This window comes from Cohnella hashimotonis (genome assembly GCF_030014955.1).
Lineage (GTDB): Bacteria > Bacillota > Bacilli > Paenibacillales > Paenibacillaceae > Cohnella > Cohnella hashimotonis.
Genome location: NZ_JAGRPV010000001.1, coordinates 5,952,355 through 5,971,158, shown reverse-complemented (window position 1 = coordinate 5,971,158; position 18,804 = coordinate 5,952,355). Strand labels below are relative to the sequence as shown.

The 18,804-nt window shown below is 50.6% G+C and carries 13 protein-coding genes and 1 pseudogene; 7 read left to right on the top strand and 7 right to left on the bottom strand.

Annotated elements, in window-relative coordinates; translation table 11 throughout:
* Positions 1–8 precede the first annotated feature (8 nt).
* Positions 9–722 carry an ABC transporter permease gene (locus KB449_RS24090; protein WP_282910791.1) on the top strand — a complete coding sequence of 238 codons (714 nt, stop codon included), beginning with the start codon at positions 9–11 and terminating at the stop codon, positions 720–722.
* A 72-nt stretch (positions 723–794) separates the two neighbouring features.
* On the opposite strand, the gene KB449_RS24085 is transcribed toward KB449_RS24090, so the two are convergent.
* Positions 795–1,550 (bottom strand): SDR family NAD(P)-dependent oxidoreductase, encoded by a 756-nt coding sequence (locus tag KB449_RS24085; RefSeq protein ID WP_282910790.1) that lies wholly within the window; start codon positions 1,548–1,550, stop codon positions 795–797.
* A gap of 217 nt (positions 1,551–1,767) precedes the next feature.
* Between KB449_RS24085 and KB449_RS24080 the strand changes: the two genes are divergently transcribed.
* Positions 1,768–2,655 (top strand): AraC family transcriptional regulator, encoded by an 888-nt coding sequence (locus KB449_RS24080; RefSeq protein ID WP_282910789.1) that lies wholly within the window; start codon positions 1,768–1,770, stop codon positions 2,653–2,655.
* Positions 2,656–2,735: 80 nt separating this feature from the next.
* Here the strand turns inward: KB449_RS24080 and KB449_RS36585 are convergent, their stop codons facing one another.
* Positions 2,736–5,294 carry an S-layer homology domain-containing protein gene (locus tag KB449_RS36585; protein WP_282910788.1) on the bottom strand — a complete coding sequence of 853 codons (2,559 nt, stop codon included), beginning with the start codon at positions 5,292–5,294 and terminating at the stop codon, positions 2,736–2,738.
* 1,086 nt (positions 5,295–6,380) lie between these two features.
* Here KB449_RS36585 and KB449_RS24070 point away from each other — a divergent pair.
* Complete coding sequence (locus KB449_RS24070; RefSeq protein WP_282910787.1) at positions 6,381–7,526, top strand: response regulator; 1,146 nt, start codon at positions 6,381–6,383, stop codon at positions 7,524–7,526.
* Between the two features lie 62 nt (positions 7,527–7,588).
* Here the strand turns inward: KB449_RS24070 and KB449_RS24065 are convergent, their stop codons facing one another.
* Entirely contained in the window at positions 7,589–10,657 is a 3,069-nt protein-coding gene (locus tag KB449_RS24065) for an ATP-binding protein (RefSeq protein WP_282910786.1), read from the bottom strand.
* Positions 10,658–10,809: 152 nt separating this feature from the next.
* A pseudogene (locus tag KB449_RS24060) lies at positions 10,810–10,917 on the bottom strand (LysR family transcriptional regulator); the annotation flags it as partial.
* A gap of 319 nt (positions 10,918–11,236) precedes the next feature.
* Here KB449_RS24060 and KB449_RS24055 point away from each other — a divergent pair.
* Positions 11,237–11,446: a hypothetical protein gene (locus KB449_RS24055; RefSeq protein WP_282910785.1), complete on the top strand. Its 210-nt coding sequence runs from the start codon at positions 11,237–11,239 to the stop codon at positions 11,444–11,446.
* The gene (locus KB449_RS24050) at positions 11,443–11,859 is read left to right on the top strand and encodes a hypothetical protein (protein WP_282910784.1); all 417 of its coding nucleotides are present in this window, start codon (positions 11,443–11,445) and stop codon (positions 11,857–11,859) included. The genes KB449_RS24055 and KB449_RS24050 overlap by 4 nt, the downstream gene beginning before the upstream one ends.
* 49 nt (positions 11,860–11,908) lie before the next feature.
* Here KB449_RS24050 and KB449_RS24045 read toward each other — a convergent pair whose 3' ends face one another.
* Together KB449_RS24045 and KB449_RS24040 are read right to left on the bottom strand one after the other, a co-directional pair.
* Complete coding sequence (locus KB449_RS24045; protein ID WP_282910783.1) at positions 11,909–12,616, bottom strand: response regulator transcription factor; 708 nt, start codon at positions 12,614–12,616, stop codon at positions 11,909–11,911.
* A 4-nt stretch (positions 12,617–12,620) separates the two neighbouring features.
* Complete coding sequence (locus tag KB449_RS24040; protein ID WP_282910782.1) at positions 12,621–14,771, bottom strand: sensor histidine kinase; 2,151 nt, start codon at positions 14,769–14,771, stop codon at positions 12,621–12,623.
* 222 nt (positions 14,772–14,993) lie between these two features.
* Here KB449_RS24040 and KB449_RS24035 point away from each other — a divergent pair, with 222 nt between their 5' ends.
* A complete protein-coding gene (locus KB449_RS24035) occupies positions 14,994–15,395 on the top strand; it encodes a hypothetical protein (RefSeq protein ID WP_282910781.1) in 402 nt (133 codons plus the stop codon).
* Between the two features lie 66 nt (positions 15,396–15,461).
* On the opposite strand, the gene KB449_RS24030 is transcribed toward KB449_RS24035, so the two are convergent.
* Entirely contained in the window at positions 15,462–17,240 is a 1,779-nt protein-coding gene (locus tag KB449_RS24030; protein WP_282910780.1) for a chitobiase/beta-hexosaminidase C-terminal domain-containing protein, read from the bottom strand.
* Between the two features lie 291 nt (positions 17,241–17,531).
* Here KB449_RS24030 and KB449_RS24025 point away from each other — a divergent pair, with 291 nt between their 5' ends.
* Entirely contained in the window at positions 17,532–18,797 is a 1,266-nt protein-coding gene (locus KB449_RS24025; RefSeq protein WP_282910779.1) for an AAA family ATPase, read from the top strand.
* Positions 18,798–18,804: the final 7 nt, after the last annotated feature.

The window sequence follows — 18,804 nt, the reverse complement described above, 5'->3', positions numbered from 1 at the left end:
GGGCGATAATGGCGGAGCTGTCCAAGTTATGTTCGCTGCCAGTTACATGGTTCACCCTAGGGGGCACCTTTATCGTCAATCTGATGCTGGCTTATGCTGTCTCAAACGCCGGGTTGCAGGGCTTAACCTCCATACATAGCACGCTGGAGATCGGGTTGGCTTCTATCAGCTATTCGCAAGCGGGACTTATGATCCTGGGAATACTGACTGCCTGCTCCGAATATAATGGCGGTCAGATTCGCACGACACTGACGGCAATGCCGCGGCGAGGCATCCAAATTTTCGCGGCGTTATTCGCCCTGACCGTCGTGCTTATTCCTGCCGCATTCGTTGTATCCTATTCTGGCGTTCTGCTGACGCAGATTGTTATCGGAGATGCCGGGGCTCCTATTGTATGGGGAGATTTCGTGCCCGCCATGCTGGGAGTAAGCGCATATCTCACCTTGACTGTACTGATCGGCGCGGCAATTGCCGTTGTTCTGCGCAGGATGCTTCCTGGTCTCGCTATCATGCTCGGCTATTACTTCATCGCAGGTCCGCTTATACGGGACCAGGCAGCTTTCGCTAAGTATCTTCCGGATACGGCCGGAGTCGTGATGTGGATTCCGCAGCCCGATGATTCCAGTGCGTTCACCCCCGTGCAAGGCGGCATCCTTCTGGGGGCTTGGACACTTGCCGCAATCCTCATTGCTGCTGCTGTATACCGCAAGCGAGATGTGTGATAGTAAATGCAGGTGTCCCATAAGTCATGATAGTGACAGTGGGACACCTTTCACATGGGGATCGTAGCCTTCTTAAAGCAAATGGCCGCCAGACACTTCAACGTCCTGGGCTGTAACCCAGCCGAAATCATCGGACAATAAGTTCACAATGACCTTCGCCATATCTTCGGGTTGGCCGATTCTGCCAAATACAGATTGCTCAGCCAGCGGCTTAATGAATTCAGGATGTTTATCGAATACGCCATCGCCAAAATTGCTGTGCGTAGGACCGGGCGATACTGCGTTGACTCGAATTTGGCGAGGTGCAAGCTCTTTGGCGATGTAGCGGGTCCAATTTGAGAATGCCGCTTTTAACGAGCCGTAGATGGAGTAGCCTGGAAACGACTGGTTTTTGGATGAGCTCGTGGTATTTACAATAGCTCCGGCATCCTCCATGAATCCGACAAGTCGCTGTGTTAAAAAAATCGGTCCTTTGTAGTTCGTGTTCAGAATCTTATCGAAGTATTCTTCGCTCAGCTCAGTGAACATCATGGGTCCGCCGACTCCGCCATTATTAACTAAGTAATCAAAAGTCGTCCTGTTCCAAATGTCTTGGAGGCTCTTTTTCACTTCTAGCACAAAACCGTCGAATGTTGACATTCGAGTCAGATCCAGCTTCAGTGCGATTGCTCGAACGCCTTCATTTTTCTCAATTTCCTTAACGACAGCTTCTGCGCGGTCCTTATAAGAGTTGTATGTGAGAATGACGCTAATTCCGCGCTTGCCAAGCTCAAGCGCCGTCGCTTTTCCAATGCCGTTACTTCCACCCGTTACAATCGCAATTTTCATAAGTTCCTCCTTGTTTTGTGTTCGATCTGGTTTCAATTTTAGTTGTATCTGTTGCAGTAATATAGATCTAAAAATGCCTTCTGATTGCCTAAAAACACCACGTTGTTCTTTGATTAACCCGAATAATCCTTTATATTTGTCATGTGATGAGCCTAAAAATGCCGAAGTATATCGTGGCTATGTTGAGAGATAAGAAGTCGCGTGATAATATAAGTGCATGAATAACGTCCTTGAAGAAATTATTGATCTCATGAAAGACGCAGGTACTCGACAAATTGAAACCGGAGTACCGGGGCTAAGTATGATTAAGGGAGATATCCCCGCTCACCAACTCGCAGCGCTTTACGAGCCAATGATTGGATTTACGGTTCAAGGAACAAAGATTCTATCAATCGGGGAGCGTAGCACTGACCTGAAAGGGCCATCCTATTACGTGTTACCGGTGCACGTTCCTGCAACAGCGAGCGTACATCCAGACCGCGAGGGCCGTCCTTACATGTCCCTTGGTCTTAAGTTGAATCAGACTGTTCTTCAGCGTTTATTAAGAGATCTTCCTGAAAATCTATTACCGAATGATTCCGAGCATTTCGCCGCTTGTGAAATGGACATTGCATTGATGGAGGCATGGCTGCGCTTATTGCGATTATCGAAAGCTTCAAGAGATATTCCAGCACTCGCACCGGCTTATGAGCGCGAAATCCTATATCGCGTTCTGATGGGACCGCAAGGATGGTATCTGAGGCAATTTGGTCTGCGGGAAAGTAACTTATTCAAGATATCCCATATTGTAAAATGGTTTCGCGAAAATTTTATGAGGCCAATAGACATTGGCGAGATGGCATCAAAATCTGGTATGGCTTTAAATACCTTTCACCGACAGTTTAAAAGGGCAACGGGTTTAAGCCCAATTCAATTTCAAAAGCAATTAAGGCTGTTGGAGGCTAGGAATCTCATTGCATTTGAAGGCTATCCGGTAGCAAGCGCCGCTTATCATGTTGGTTATCAAAGCCCCTCACAGTTTAATCGAGAGTACTCTCGTTTCTTTGGTTCATCTCCAGCTCGGGATACCGAGAATCTAAGACGAATCGAAAGCACGAGGGATTAGATAGTTGGCACTGCACTTGGCGCAGAAAAAAACAACCATCGACGACTTAACAGTCGGCAATGGTTGTTCGGATCGCTTGTTTACTTGTCGATCAGATCGGTTGTCTTGAGCAGTCTTGCGATCAATGCCGTTACTTCGGCGCGCGTCATATTCGACTGCGGGCTCAGAAGCTGCAGGCCGTTGCCCTCTACGATTCCCGCCGAGATCAGTCGGGCCGCATCCGCTCTCGCCCATTTGGATACGCTTGAAGCGTCTTCGTACTTCGCCAGCAGGGAAGCGATCTCTGCCTCGCTAAGCGCGGCTTGCGGATCGATCAGGTTGTAAGCACGGGCGATCATGGCTATGCCCTGTTCCCTCGTAATCTGTTGGTCGCCATAGAAATTGCCGTCGTCGTAACCGCGGACGATGTCGAATTCATTGGCAATGGTGACCGCATTGCCATACCATACGGAGCCAGGTATGTCAGGGAACCTGTTTTGCGGCGCATTCTGACGCATCAGACCCAGACCTGCGACAACGATCTGAGAGAACTCGGAGCGCGTTACGCTGCGATTCGGCGAGAAGGTATTGTTCCCGGTTCCCTCAAGATCAAGCCTGGCGGCAATATTGTTCACGTCCGCTTTGCCCCAGTGGCTTTTCACGTCGTCAAAATCCTGCGGATTCCAGATGACCGAATAGGAGCCATGGCTGTGCAAATCGTTAATCAAAGCATAATAGCGATTGCTAATCTTTGTGACGACCGTCGGCACGTGGAAAACGCTGCCGTCCGGATTGACGATGACGCCTGTCGTAATGCGGTTCGGATCGATGCCTTCCGGCAGGGCAATGTATTTCTCCGCATATCCGTTCAATTGCTCCGACCTTATCGTCTTGCCTTCATGCGAGAAGGTTAGATCCAGATCGACCGGGGGCACGAGCAGCTCGTAGCCTTCCGCAGATGCTTTGTTCTTAGCGTTGTTAATCAAGGTGTCCGAAGAACGGACGATGTCGATATGAACCGCAATATCGCCAAGCGCTGCGTTGCCCAATTGCTTGGACACCTCGCTTAAGTCCATCTTTCCGCCGGGCACCGGATAGATCGCCAGCGGGTTGCTGATGGCAAGGCTCGCGTCCTTATCAGCCAGCTGCTTAACGGTTTCTGCCGTCAATCCGTCGACTTTCACATCGCCGTCTTTCGGAGAATGAATCGTCAGCTGCTGTCCGTTTCCTTGCGTCAAGGCCTCGTTCAGCTTGTTCAAATCGACTTGAACCGTTGTTGTCGTACGATCTCCCGTAGTTGCCGTCTTGCCCGTTGCCAGCAAGCCATCCTTGCCGTTCACGGAGGTTTCGAGACCGGCATCCTCCGGCTTCGGCGTTACCGTTGTCGTGTTATTTCCCGTAGATATCCAAGCCGGCGTGCGAATCACTGTCGCCGCGCTGATGGCAGACGCGTTTTGCGTCGCCGTTTCTTTCACCCGCGTTACAAATGAGTATTCGGTATCCGGCGTCAATCCATTAAACGTCGGGCTGTCTTGCCATGTCACGCCGCCGTCCATGCTGTATTCCTGTCCGCTCGCGGCCTTCAACGTAATGCTCGTAGCGGTCTTGCTGTCCTCTGTCGGCGCAACCGGCGCCGCAGCTCCGTCCGACTTCACGACCTTGGCCGTCGCCGCGCTCGTCACGCTACCTATCGCATGAACGCCATCCGCCGTTACCTTCACGGTGATGTTCGCGCCGAGATCGTCTTCGGTTAACGTGTAGCTTGCGCCCGTCGCGTTCGTGATGGCGACGCCGTCTCGGTACCACTGATAAGTCGGCACATTGCCCGATACATTAGGCGTGTACGTAATCCCCGATAAGTTCGCCGTCAACGATTGACCGGTCTTTGCCGTACCGCCGATCGACACGACGCCGCCCATCACCGGATATTCCGGCGTAGTAACGCTGGTGCCGCTCAATCCCGTTTCAGGAGGCTCTCCTGTCATATCGACAGGAACCGTAACCACTTGATAGGCGGTCCCTGGCTCAAGGTTGTCAAAGGCTATATCCGAACCCGTACCCGTTATCCAATCGCTTACCACATTGCCGTCTGCATCGGCTATAGCATATCTGGCCAGCGTGGACGATGGATTTACTGTAATGGTCGTCTTACCGGGATGGTCCGTATCTTTTCCTGCTGCAACGTTATCGCCTGCTGTCGGCAATGTCACGTTTTCTGTCTCTTCAGCCGTACCTGGCGTCGTCGTACTTGCTTCGAATGTCGTTGAAGCAGCTACTTTGTACTTTCCGCCCGGCATCAGAGGTTGAAAGACAATGGGCTTTCCGTTGCTTGGATACCAACCATACTCGTCTGCAATAAGCTCATTGCCCGCTTGGTCAAATGCGCGGAGTCCCGTTACTGTGTTTCCGTCTTCATCGGTAACCGTCATCACCGTACTAATATCGGCAGGGATTGCGGTAATGGCGCCGGATCCGTTATAAACGGAAGAAACGACGGACGTTACATCCGCAATGCCGCCGGAAAAGCTATCAACCACTTGGGTGGCGGTGACGATGTCGGTAATGGCACCTGAATTATACTCGACAATAACGCCAGGGTCTTTATAGACGCTAGTATCGCCGTGCGTATTATTTACGGGCAAGTAACCGATTTTCGTCACATTATTGTCCAGCATAAGCGTAATGTGGGTGGGCGTTCCGTTTGGCAGAAGGTTTTGGTCAATGCCTGTCGCCTGATTCGGGCGTGTGACATACCGAGTTTCGCCGTAAAGACTCAATTCGTTCCATTCAGGCCCTTGAGCTCTGGTAACGCCAATAAAGCTTAGAAAGTGCCAGATTCCCCCGTCCCCGCTCCAGGGGCTCGGGCTCTTAAATTCTTTAAACATACTCGCGATCGCAAACATTTCGCCCGGATTGTCCGCTGTCGGCTCTACAAGATGTCCGTTCTGGTTCGCTGCAATCGTCACGGCTTCTTTAAAACTCAAAGTGGCGGTCTGCCTTGCCACATATACAAAATAACGTCCACCGTAGGTACGTACAGATGTTTTGCCATCGGCCAATTGAGCCCCCGGCGTTACGTTTACTGTGATACGTTGGGCTTGCCCGGCATCCTGCGTAAATGTCATCGCCCGAATATAAGCTTGAATGTCTTCATAAGTCGTACCCGCCGAAAAATTGAATACTCTATTCGTCGGCGTAGATTGGTCGGTTACAATGCCGCTAATGGTTATGCCGTTAGTCAACTCGGTAATACCGCTTGAAGAAGGTCCAACGGCAATAGAGCCGTTATTGACGACTACAGTAAAGTATCCGCCCGCCGCATGAACGACACCCGTTGTTCCGAATGCTGCGTTGGACAGCCGATAGGTTGTCTCGGATAATCGGACAGGGGTGCCCGGATCAAGGGCAGGTGCTTCCGCTGCTCTTGCGTCTAACGGATAAAATGGGATCATCGTCAACATCATAACGACGGCCATTAAAAGAGAGAGCAGGCTTCGATTTTTCACTTTCATCTTCTGTTCATTCCTCCTGAAGAGAGCATATAAAAATGATAGACAAATTGATTATAAAGTGCGGCTCTAACCAATCTCTAACCACGGCAACAGGCGACACCAACACTCCGCTCCGCTACGGGTGAATTAGCGCTGTTCGCTCAACATTTCCTTGTGCAACAGGAAACGTTTCTGGCCGATATAAAATAGAGAAGAAAGATGACAACATGATCGACGGATGGAGGTTCGCACCGGATGAAAGTCACGCTGGTAGACGATGAGCGTCTGGCACTGGTCAGGTTGGAAAAAATGCTGGGGGAGTTTTCCGATTGCCAAGTGACCGAAGCCTTCTTGCGAGCGGAGCCGGCGATCGAGCATATTGCCGAGATCCAGCCTGACGCCGTCTTTCTGGACATTCACATGCCGGAATTGAACGGTTTGAAGGCAACGGAGCGAATACGGTCGATTGCGCCGGACACGAAAATCATCTATGTGACCGCCTATGATGAATATGCAGTTGAGGCATTCAATCTGGAAGCAACCGATTACTTGGTGAAGCCGGTAAGACGTGAACGGTTGAGCCGAACCATACAGCGCCTGCGGGGATGCGTTGCGACGAAGACGGAGCCCCCGAAAGAAGACGGATTGCTGTATCATTGCTTGGGGGCCATGCAGCTCAGCAAGCCGGACGGGGAACAGCAGGTTCTGAAGTGGAGGACGACGAAGGCGAAAGAGCTGTTTGCCTACTTGTTGTTCCATCGGGGAAAAGTGATTAGCAAGAACGTCCTGCTGGAGCTGTTCTGGCCGGAGCTGGACGAACGCAAAGGTCTCGCCAATCTTCAGACAAGCATTAATCGGATTCGCAGCGTATGGAAGGATACAGTCGGAGAAAATTATATCTCGATCCGCTATGCTCAGTTCGGATATGTCCTCGAGTCGAAGCAGCTGCGAATCGATGCGGAGGAATGGGAGCAGGAGCTTCGCCGTTTAAACCCCGTTTCAATCGAACAGGTCTCTGAGCATCAACGGCTGTTCGACAGGTATCGCGGCAATTTTTACGAAGAGGATAATTATGTGTGGGCGGAGGGCGAGCGCCAAAGACTTAAGGCGCTATGGCTGCAGCATGCCCGGCAGCTGGGTCAATTCTATTGCGCTCGCAGCATGCCCATAGAGGCGATTGGCGTCTACCATCAATTACAAAAGCAGGATCCTCTCCATGAAGATAGCTGTCTCGCGCTTATGGATCTGTATGCACGACTGAACGATGCGGATTCTGTGGACAAGCAGTATCAATTTATCGTTCGAACATTGGATAGGGAAGCGGGAGTAGGCCCCGGTCCTGACATCATCGAATGGTACGCCCGATGGAAGCAATCCGATCATCGAGCGGTTTACACATAAAAAAGAAGGTGTCCCCAAGCCAATTCAGACTGCGGGACACCTAGTCTTTTCCCCCGGCTCCCTCATTTGGATACGATAAAGTCGATGATCGTGCCTTGATTCGGAACGCTTCGGATTTGCAATCCTTTGCCGTATAACTGCTTCAATCGACGATCCGTATTGTACAGGCCGATTCCCTTGCTTACGTCCGGGCGGCCGTCCATTAATCGCCGCACCGTATCCTCATCCATGCCTACACCGTTATCCGCAATTGAAATTTTAGCCTCATGTTCGTTTTCGGTAACTTGGATATGAAGATTTCCGCCTTCAACACGACTTAGCAGACCGTGCCGTATTGCGTTTTCGACCAGAGGCTGAATGGATAGCGGGGGGATACGCAGATTCAGGCTTGCGTTCACCTCCCAGTGAATGCTCAATCTGTCCTCGAACCGCTGCTTTTCGATGTACAGATACGACCGGACAAGACCAAGCTCGTGCTCGAGCGGAACGAGCCGTTCCGAATTCCGGAAGTCGAAACTTGCGCGCAAATAATGGCCGAACATCTCGAGCAATTCGCTCATCTTTTCATTATCGATTTCGCTGAGCGCGGCGATCGAATTGAGCGTATTGAACAGAAAATGCGGTCGAATTTGCGCCTGCAGCCATGCCGCTTCCATACGCAGCCTTTCGCGCACCGATTTCTTCAATTCAGTCAATGCCCGTACCCGCGACTTCAACTCTATCGCATCAACCGGCTTCGTCACATAATCGTTGGCGCCCGACTGGAAGCCGGCGTCTATATCTTCCGGGCGGCTGCGGGCGGTCAGGTGCAGGATGGGCAGCTCCGAGGCGGAGAAGCGCTCGCGAACGATGCGGGACAGTTCGTATCCGGACATGTGCGGCATCATGATGTCGGTCATGATCAAATCCCATTCTCTCGTATCCAGCAGGTCGAGTGCCTCGAGGCCGCTTGAAGCCGCAACGACGTTATAGCAGTCCGCCGTGAGGATGCTGCTCAATATATTTAAATTGACAGGATCATCGTCTATAGCGAGAATGTTAAGCCGGTCCGGAGCATTCGCCGCTTCCGGTTCGGAGATGACTCCGCGCGGTCCGGATGAAGCGGAGGCCGCCGCTTCTGCGTGCGCGGCCATGAATGGAGGGGCTGCTTCCGTATCGTGCGGCAGGACGGATGAATCGGATAACGGCAGCGTAAAGCTGAATACCGAGCCCCGGCCCGGAACGGAGTTCACCTCCAGCGTGCCTCCGTGCAGCTCTACAAGCTGCTTGCATATGCTGAGTCCGAGCCCGATGCCGCCTCCGATCGCCGTTATACCAGAGTCTCCCTGCTCGTAGGGCGCAAATATCCTTTGCTGCGTCTCGTGATCCATCCCGATGCCGGTATCTGCGACGGCAATGTTCGCCATTTCGCCTGTAATCTCGGCCGTTATCGCGACATATCCTTGATTCGTATATTTCACCGCATTGTGAAGCAGATTGAACAAAATTTGCGTTAGCCGGTTTTCGTCGGCTATGACAGGAGGGAAGCTCTCCGGAATGTCGTTGAAGATGCGGATCGGCTTGCCTTCAGTCAGGAAACGAAGCATATCGGCCGTACCGGATGCGACTCCCTGAACGCGGACACTCCCCTTCTGCAAGCGGATGCCATTCTCCTGAAGCTGCGCCATGTCGAGCAGATCGCTGAGCATATACGACATTCGCTTGCCTACGGAAATGAGCAGCTTCATATTTTCTTTGCTTTTATCGTCCTGATCGCGAATGCCGGTATCCAGGACGGTCTGGGCAATGTTAAGAATGCCATGCAGCGGATTCCGCAATTCATGGGAGGTGTTGGCCAGAAAGTCGTCTTTCAGCTTGTCCGCTTTCTGCAGCTTCTCGGCGAGCTTCGCCGTTTGCGCGGAAATGCGGAAATAGCGCTTAAACCAGAATGCTGCGAAAGCGAGGCAGGCGACAATCAAATCGATCGGATAATAGCCCATATCGAGCGGCGTCTTGAGGTAACCTCCGATGACATTCGTCAGGACGCTTGTGATACCGAGCACCAAATAAATAGCATCATGGTCGCTTCTCGTGGCCGTCCGCAGCGAAAAGGCGAGAATAAACAAGCAGGCGAGCAAATCAATGAGATAGTATACAAACAATGCGCTCAGCGCATGTCTGGACGGCAGGAGCACAACCGACAGCGCTGCGATCGCGCAGAGCGAGGGGAACCAGCGGAACACGCGGTTCGTCGCATGTTCCGGCAATAGCATCTTGGCAAAGAGCATCAGGAAGGCGCCTACGCCAATAATAGAAAGGAGAACCAGTTTAACGGACCACTCGTTGTCGATGGCCGGCAGCCATACAAGCAGCAGTTTATCATCATCGAGCAGGGTCATGAAAAGCGCGCAAACAATGAGCATAAAGAAAGAGATTAACGCTTTATGCCGGGTTCCCGTCATGTACAGAATAAGCGCGTACAAGGCATGGATCGCCAGAACGACGCATACGATGAGCTGCATATGGACGGAAAATCCCACTTCTTTGTTCACCGCGCGTTCGCTGCCGAACCTGATCGATCCCACAAGCCCGCTTCTTAGCTTGTTGTCGTAATTGGCAACTTGCACGACAATATCGATTTCGTCCGTATCGGCATTAAAAGCGGCGGAATAGGGCATGCTCCGGGCCGTATACTGCTCCTTGCTTGTTGCCGGTTGCCCCTTACGCGCCACAAGACGATCGTTCACGAATATTTCAGAAGAACTACGCACGCTCGAAACACGGATGCCATAGACGAGATCGGGATCCGGGTTGACCTTGATACGTAAACGATAGGAGCCGAAGCCGTACGGCGAGTCGTGGCCGGATAGAGAATGGCCCAGGTTCCCGGGCACCCGAACAAGCCTCATTCCTTCATTGGATAAGCCGGCGTTCGCCCCGCTTTGCATCACGAACCTGCCGGGATAAAACGCCCAATCCCCGTCTAATGTAACCGTGTGATTTTTGGTGAAGTCGAAGCCGCGCAAATCCAACTCGCCGCGAACCGCAAGCGGCCGATCCGGCGAAGCTTGAAGAGAAGCCCACAGGACGCGCAACAGGAGCAAAGCGATAAAGAATGACGCGGTAATCAGAACAGCTTTTCTTTTAGTCATCATAGTTCAACCTGTCTCGACGAGGACGAAGGGAAGTCCTTCGATTCGGCAAAGTACCCGATGAGAAAGTCGCGGAACTTGCGCGCAGCGAGGGACAGGTACCGCTTGTCTTGCCATACGAGTTGAAAATTGCGCCGGCAAACGGGGAACTCAATATGTTTGCTCAACGCAGGCTGCGCGATTAACAACGCCTGTGTCGCCTTCGTCATATGCTCCATCCGTGCCACCGTCCGAAAATACCGCAACTGCAGAAGCTCCATATGATCTTCTCCATCCCATGCACCCGAGTATATGTACTTTATAGTTTAATATATACTTCGGCTCCTTGGGACATCATGTAAAGTAAATGGCTAAGCGGGATGTCCTAAGGGAGGTACGGCTTATCCTGGTTCGTTTCGGGGATATGCCCTTGAAGCAAAAGCTGTTTCTGTGCCGTCCCGGTTTTGCTTTACACTTTGGCGTGATTTTGCGAATTTACTTTACTTCAATTTGCAACCCATATGGAATCCGCCTCCTATTGAATAAAATCCAGCTTTCCGGGTATTATAAGAACATACGTTCTATACGGAGGCGGTCAGAATGGACGTCACGAAGTATATAAGCCGAGAAATTATGATGATTTATGAAGATCAGCAAGGCAATTTTACGCAACGCCCGGTTAAGGTGATTGCAGTGACCGACAATAAGGTATCTGCCTACGACCTGTCTAAGCACGCGCCGCGCAGTCTGCACGCCGATCGCATCTTAGCATGCCGGCCGCTGCCGATGCAGGGTCGTGACATCTCATGAGCGCACAAGCAGAAGATCTGCAGCTTATCCAACAGCACGTCGAGATCATGACGCTCATGGAGCTGGCGCGCAAGCAGCATGAAGAGGCAACCGGCACGCGAGCGGCTATCACTAAGCTTGTAGGCAGTTTCCTGCAAGGAGAACTGGAACGATCAATGGGCAGACTCAAGGAGCGCCGCATCTGGATCAAGGATACACCGGAGCGCTCCGGGCTAAAATTAATCTTTACATATGCTGTAGCTGGCCGGCGCGGGTTATACGAGGTCGAGAGGGCCACGTTGCGCGCATACATGACGGAAAGAGTGGAGGATTACTCGGACCTCATCATTAAGGTACAGATTCCGCGGCTGCCGATCGAGGTCAAGTATCCGGACCTATCGAAGGGTTATAAGAAGAGAAGCCCTAGCGAATAACGCCAGGGCTTTTAGCTTGTTTGTATCTATGCCTGCCACGGATTTCACGCTATGTTCGCGCCTGCAACGCACTGCCGGCAACCAGCATATATCCGCTCCCCCGAATCGTAACGATTCTCTCTGGATCGGCAGGGTCAACCTCGATTTTTTTGCGTAAGTTACTGATGTGTACGGCGACCGTTCTCGTATCCTCCAGACTCTCCATTCCCCAGATGAGCTGGAACAACGTATCTACAGTGACGACGCGATTCACGTTTTGTGCCATATAGGACAGCAGGCTGAACTCTTTTTTAGATAAAAAGACAGTTTTACTGCCGATGTTGACGGACTGTGCGTAGTAATCCAGCGTTAGACCCGGCAACTCCAGCAATTGTTCTCTTCTGCCCGTCGACACTCTGCGCAGGTGTGCCTTGATCTTGGCCATAAGTACGCCCGGGCTGAACGGCTTGGTCACATAATCGTCGCCGCCATCGGATAAGGCGCTGATCTTCACCTCGTCTTCCTCGCGGCTGCTCAGAAACACGATCGGCGCATTCGTGTAGCTGCGTGCGTTTCTGCACCACTCAATCCCGTTTTCATGAGCCAGCAGGACATCCAGTACTATCAAATCCGGCTCGAAAGACGCCAACAGCTTCATGGCTTCTGTCCCGTTATGACTGTAGGCGGATAGGAAACCTTCCCGCTCGCAATACACCTGAACAATCTCGCAAATATGGGGATCGTCATCGACGATCATGATTTTGTGCGTGTCCGCCACACCGTCACCTTCTTTCCTTTACAATACAAGGCAGCGACACATAGAATATCGACCCCGTCTTGCCGTCGCTCTCTGCTCTTACAGTCCCGCCATGCGCTTGTACGATTTCTTTGCAAATCGCAAGACCAAGCCCGCTGCCCCCTACGTCATTCTCCATGCCCGGTCGATCATACCTGTAATTGCGATCGAAGATTTGCTCGAGCTGATCCGGAGGGATACCCGTGCCAGAGTCTTGGACGCTAATGATCGCAGATCGGGTATCGTTCACGTCGCCAACAGCTAGCGCAATACGCACCAGCCCGCCTCCGGAGGTAAACTTCATCGCGTTCGATACGAGATTAAACAAGGCCTGCTCTAATCTCTGCGCATCCATCTCGACGATAGGCAAGTGAAGTCGCTGAGCTTCCGCATCTCCGGTATCCAGCCTAAAATCCAACCCTGCGTCTCGCACGACCAGCTCATATTGTTCAAAAAAACCGCGCAAGAAACGAACCACAGGAACAGGCTCCATTCGGTACGAGACTTGTCCCGTCTCCAAATGCGACAGGAAGGACAGCTCCTCGATCATCCGGTTAATCCTGATCGTGTTATCGCGGATATACTTTAGGTACTGTTCGTTGCGTTCCGGCTTGACCCTGTCCTGTACGGCCTCTACATATCCCAGCATGCTGGACAGCGGCATGCGCAGATCATGCGTAATATAGGCAAGGAGCTTCTTCCTCCCTTGCTCGGAGTGAAGCAACCGGTCATACGATGCGCGAAGATCGTCGTGGGCTGCGGATAAGGCCTGCGTGCGTTCCTGAACGGTCCGTTCCAAATTCGCATTCATTTCCGTCAGCTTATGGTTGGCGTCCTGAAGCTCGCGCGCAATTCTCTCCTCGTTAGATGCCGCCCTCGTAAATCTGGAAGAGAGCAGCATCATCTGGGCGATCGTAAATATCAACAGACCAAGCGGAGAGGTATTGCCGATCGGCGACCATTCGCTAAAATATAAAAGGTCGTCGATAACCGTAACTAAAGCAATCACCGACACCACAAGGAAGATTAGCGCTCCCTCTTTCCGCCGCATAGCTGAATAAACCAGCCCAACCATGAGATACACCATATGCAGAACAACAATCACGCCGATTACCGGTAACAAGTTTGAATAAATGAGCGCAGGGGTGGCCGCAACAACCAGACAGAGCGCGCCCGTTGCGATCCGGCTGCCAAGACGAAACCATCGCGACACATAATTCGGGAAAATGCAATCAAAATACATCGTGATGATATAACCGCTGACGCAGAGAATCAGATATTCGATCTTGAACTGCAGTTCCCACGGGAAATGAGGAAACCATTGCGTAAGCATGAGCTCGCCGACCAGCAACGATCGGATACCGAACAACAGGCTGAACAGACCGAAATACAACGTCGCCTTGTCCTTGCGTCGCTGCACGAACAACAGCAGATTATACAAGCCGATCACCAGCAGGCTTGCCGTTACGAACATCCCCGAGGCTTCGCTCAGATTTTTCCTGACCGTTAACGTATCGCTGCCGCCCAGCTCTATAAACTTGGTGATGCCGCCTCGCTTATGATGGAAGTTGGCTACCTGCATAACCAGCTCTACTGTGTTGTCCGCAGGCTGGAAGAATACCAGCTTCGTTGACAGACGCGGCGTCACGCCGCTCTTGTCCTGACCGACCACGCCGACCTCGGCCAGCCGTTCTCCATTCACCCATAATCGATACGCATGAAAAATGGTAGGCAGCCGCAGCGCAAGCCGCGCATTCCGATCCTGCTCGCTAAGGCGGATGACCAGCCGAAAGGTTGCAAAGCCTTCTCCTCGGAGCGAATGACCATCCAACGGGTAGCCCAGCCAGGATCCGGGGATGTCGATATATCGATTCTCCTTTTCCCCTCGTTCCATACGGCTCCGTATATCCGCCGGCGACAGCAGCTCTTGCCAATAGAACGCCCATTCCCCGTTTAACTTGATCGGATGCTCGCTGACATGAACCTGCGTTAAATCCAGCATGCCTTTTTCACTTTGAAACTTAGGGGAGTCCGGTGCAGCCACGAGTGCATAGCTTGCGACCATACCGACAACAACGACAACGGCGATATGAAGCAGGATAGAACGAGAACCGAATCGGAGAATACCCCTCATCATGAAGTCGACCCCAATCTACAAGATGCGCTATGAAAAGGTTGATTGCTTAATGATAGCATCATGAATGGAAATCCGTTACTGCGCAAATTTAAAGTTTTCTTTACGTTTCATTTAAAGGGTTAAACGACTATGTTAAATTGGATTAAAGGTCATTTTGAGTGAAACGGTCGAGGGGGAGCAGCGGCTTGTACAACGCTTATTCGTATTTAGGAGGGGAATGGCGTGAATATAAAATCCGGGCAGCCAATCAGTGAATATTTGAAAACGATGCAACCATACAAGGACGCACGCGAGACGAAGGATGAGTCGCGCGTGGCATCTATTCGAAACACACTCATGCTAGGCAAGAAGCTGCGCACAGACGATTTGGACTACTTGCAGCGACATGATCCCAATCTACATCAACAAGCGATGAGCCTCTCGATGGAACGCCAATCATATGAGGACACCTTGCAGCATAGCCGCAGCAAAGCGGATGCGAACTATTACAACACGTTTAAGCTGATGCAGATTGCCGGGCAACTGAAGCAAGGCGGCTCCGAGGAGCTGCTGATGCGCACGAATGCGATCCAGGAAGCCCATCGGGCGTTCATGCGATCGAGCAAGTATGCCTCGCTGGGGTGAGATGGATATTGAAAAAATAGCGGCGCAGGGATGACCTCCCTTGCGCTGCTATTTTTCTAGATTACTTTATACGGTCAAGAAACGATCGACAACGTCCTGAATATCTTGTTTCGTAGACATCGGCGTTCCAAAAGGATCGTTCCTGGACTCCTGATAGGCCAAACGAAGTTCATCTAATATCGCGTCCAAATTGGCAGCATCCACACCGGTGATGCCGGCGCGAGCGAATGCTTCTACGGTAGGGGCGGATCCTCCGCCGAAAGGATTTAAATAGGCATAGATGGCATCTACCGTCATTTGTTGAATCGTCTCGTCAACAATCGCTTGAATGTCGGCCAATGTTCTTGGAAGGGGCGAATGCGTGGATACAGCAGGATCCAAGTAATATTGGACGCTGTAAAAGTTCTCGGATGTAACACCCGTAACACCCGCTTCGGCAAAAGTCGTTAAGTCAACATGGTCCCAATCGCCCGACTCCGATGCAGCATTAATCAACGCGAGTGCCGTTTTGGAAAGTGAAGGCGCGATCGTAACCGTATATGGCATGGTTGCTGTTGCTGGAGGCGCTGCCGAATCCGTCGCGCTGATCGTAAAGTTATAATCACCGCTCACGCTAGGCGTTCCGGAAATCTCTCCCGTGCTTGGATTCAAAGTCAGCCCTACAGGCAGTGCGCCACTCGTCACCACATAAGTAACGGCGCCCGTTCCTCCGGACAGCTTCGCTACATTGCTGGTATAAGGTTGTCCTTCAGCCGAAGTTGAAGGCGATATGGAGTCCGGCAAAACGATTGGCATCGCGACCTTATATTCAAAGCTCGCAACTGTGCTATTCGTCGAACCGGGCTTAACGGCGATGGCCTTGATCGTCGTACTGCTTGTAATGACGATCGGTCCCGTATACGGCGTGCTGAAAGCGGTCGGCTCGCTGAGATCCGTCGTATAGTACACTGCCGCAGATGCGGTCGCCGAAGTCAAAGTAACTTGCGTTCCCGGAGTCACAGCGCCGCCTGCAGGAAGTGCCGCAGGCGTCTCAACGGTAGCTTGTACCGGCGGGGGAGTTGGAGTCGGCTCCTCCTGCTGTACCGGCAGCGGAGTTGGAGACCATGACTGCGCTTCCTGTTTTTTTCTTTCTTCTTCGGCTTTTTTCAGTTCTTCTTCCTTCTTCTTTTCTTCTTCCTCTTTCTTCTTTTGTTCTACCTGTGCTGTGTATTGCGACTGGGCTTCGAATGCGCCCGTAAGCAGCAGATCGCGCGTTGCGTTGGTTTGACCGCCGAACTGTCCGTCTGATCCGTTATCCAACAATTTCTTTTCCAACGCCAAGGCGACATACCCCTTCGCCCAGTCAGATACAGTAGCATCATTCACGCCTGGCGTTGCCTTGGCTTCCTCATTCATGTCGAGTCCGCGAACAAGAAACGTCGCGAGCTGCTCCTTCGTCACCTTGCCGGCTGGATCGTAAATCCCCTCGCCATAGCCTTCCGTGATCCCTGCTGCTTTCACCGCCTCGATGAACGGCAACGCGTATCCATTTGCAGGATCGTCGGCTTTGACGTCTTTAAACGAAGACGTCTTTGCGTCCTTGTTTACCTCCAAATCAAAAATTAACGCTGCAACCTTAGCAAATTGCGCCCGATTCATCTCATCCCCGATACCGAATTTGGTTTCGCTCACACCGTTGAATACACCGGCGGAGATCAACGCATCGAACTTGGCTTTCGTCGCAGCATCCAGATCCTGCAAGTCCGAAAAGTCGGCTGAAGTCTTCGCTGCGCCTGCTGCAAAGCTGACCGAAAAGTGAAAGCACAGCAGCACCGCCATCAACAAACCCACAAATTTTTTCTTCATCGTTTGTCCCCCTGAAGGATAATATCGATTTTCCTTCTTCCATTTTATCAGGGGAGATTTGTCGATATATGAAACGTAAAGAAAACTTTAAGATAGAGCTTGCAGGGGGCTTCTGGCTCTGAGCATATATCCTGAGAGCCATATAAGTATGCTTCGGAGCAGGTTGGTTATCCAGAATTCACATTATTAGCAATGAAGGCAAGAGGAGCCTTTCTTGTTTGGCAGTGAATGTAATCTGTTATAATGAGTAGTATGTGAAGGAAGTTCGATACAATGGTAAGGAGGGGGAAAATGCTAAAAAGTTTTTCGTTCCAAAACTTCAAAAGCTTTGATCAATCAATTTTAGAAATAGAGAAATTAACTTCTATAATCGGTACCAACGCAGGTGGTAAGACTAATGGGATTGAGGGAATAAAGATTCTTTCCGAAATATCATCCGGGAGAGAACTGGCAGTAATACTTGATGGATCGAAAAATGTTGACAGTGAAATCAGAGGTGGAAGTATAGGCTGCCCTAGGATTGGTACGGATACTTTTACATTAGGCTGTTTGGTGGATATCGATGAAAATTATGATCTTGAATACTCAATCACTATAAAAATCAGCAATCGAGTTTTTATACTTGCAGAACATCTGTATAAACGTTCTTCTAATGCAAAAACGATTGTCATTTTTCAAACGAAAGATACATCTGATGAATTTAGTGATATTAACGTCGAATACAATAATGGAAGAAAGGGTAGAAATCCCGAGCTTACATGTATTCGCTCTGTTTCTATACTAGCTCAACTATCATCTAAAATGCCTGTGACAACCGAAAATAACAAAAAGAATGTTACTTATATTAATTTAGTTTTAGAGCGCTTGGGAAAGATCTTATTTTTAGATCCGCTCCCTAGTCGCATGAGAGATTATTCAAGAATGAGTGACCACGAACTGAGGCCGACAGCTGACAATATATCTTCCGTACTGTATCAATTATGCCAGAATAAAGAATACAAAAAAGGTCTGTTAAAGGCATTAAAAGAATTGCCGGAAAATGAGATATTGGATATTTCATTTATTGAAACTTCAATTGGCGATGTTATGTTTCGATTAAAAGAACGGTATGGAGAGCGCTCTGAATTTGTTGAGGCAAAGCGATTGTCAGACGGTACACTCCGATATTTGGCAATATTATCTTCTCTAATCAGTGAAGAGCCAGGCAGTATGATTGTAATTGAAGAAGTTGATAATGGAATTCATCCAAGCAGAATCAAAACGTTAATTCAAACCATATCTAGACTAACCCAAGAAAAGCAAATCGATGTTATTATCACAACGCATAACCCTACTTTGCTTAATGCACTTACGAGAGAAGAGTTATTAGGCGTTGTTCTATGTTACAGAGATCCGAATGATGGTTCGAGCAAATTTTATGCTTTGCCAGATATTGAATCTTTACCTACCTTATTATCAAAAGGTAATTTAGGCGACCTAACTGTGAAAGATGAATTGGTAAAAGCATTAAAGAAGCCAGATAACAGCAGCAATGATTTAGGCTGGTTGGGAGTATAGGAATGCA

Coding starts and splice junctions, on each gene's coding strand:
- KB449_RS24065 (WP_282910786.1), bottom strand. CDS start 10,657: ATGACTAAAAGAAAAGCTGTTCTGATTACCGCGTCATTCTTTATCGCT.
- KB449_RS24055 (WP_282910785.1), top strand. CDS start 11,237: ATGGACGTCACGAAGTATATAAGCCGAGAAATTATGATGATTTATGAA.
- KB449_RS24030 (WP_282910780.1), bottom strand. CDS start 17,240: ATGAAGAAAAAATTTGTGGGTTTGTTGATGGCGGTGCTGCTGTGCTTT.
- KB449_RS24085 (WP_282910790.1), bottom strand. CDS start 1,550: ATGAAAATTGCGATTGTAACGGGTGGAAGTAACGGCATTGGAAAAGCG.
- KB449_RS24080 (WP_282910789.1), top strand. CDS start 1,768: ATGAATAACGTCCTTGAAGAAATTATTGATCTCATGAAAGACGCAGGT.
- KB449_RS24040 (WP_282910782.1), bottom strand. CDS start 14,771: ATGATGAGGGGTATTCTCCGATTCGGTTCTCGTTCTATCCTGCTTCAT.
- KB449_RS24050 (WP_282910784.1), top strand. CDS start 11,443: ATGAGCGCACAAGCAGAAGATCTGCAGCTTATCCAACAGCACGTCGAG.
- KB449_RS24070 (WP_282910787.1), top strand. CDS start 6,381: ATGAAAGTCACGCTGGTAGACGATGAGCGTCTGGCACTGGTCAGGTTG.
- KB449_RS24025 (WP_282910779.1), top strand. CDS start 17,532: ATGCTAAAAAGTTTTTCGTTCCAAAACTTCAAAAGCTTTGATCAATCA.
- KB449_RS24090 (WP_282910791.1), top strand. CDS start 9: ATGGCGGAGCTGTCCAAGTTATGTTCGCTGCCAGTTACATGGTTCACC.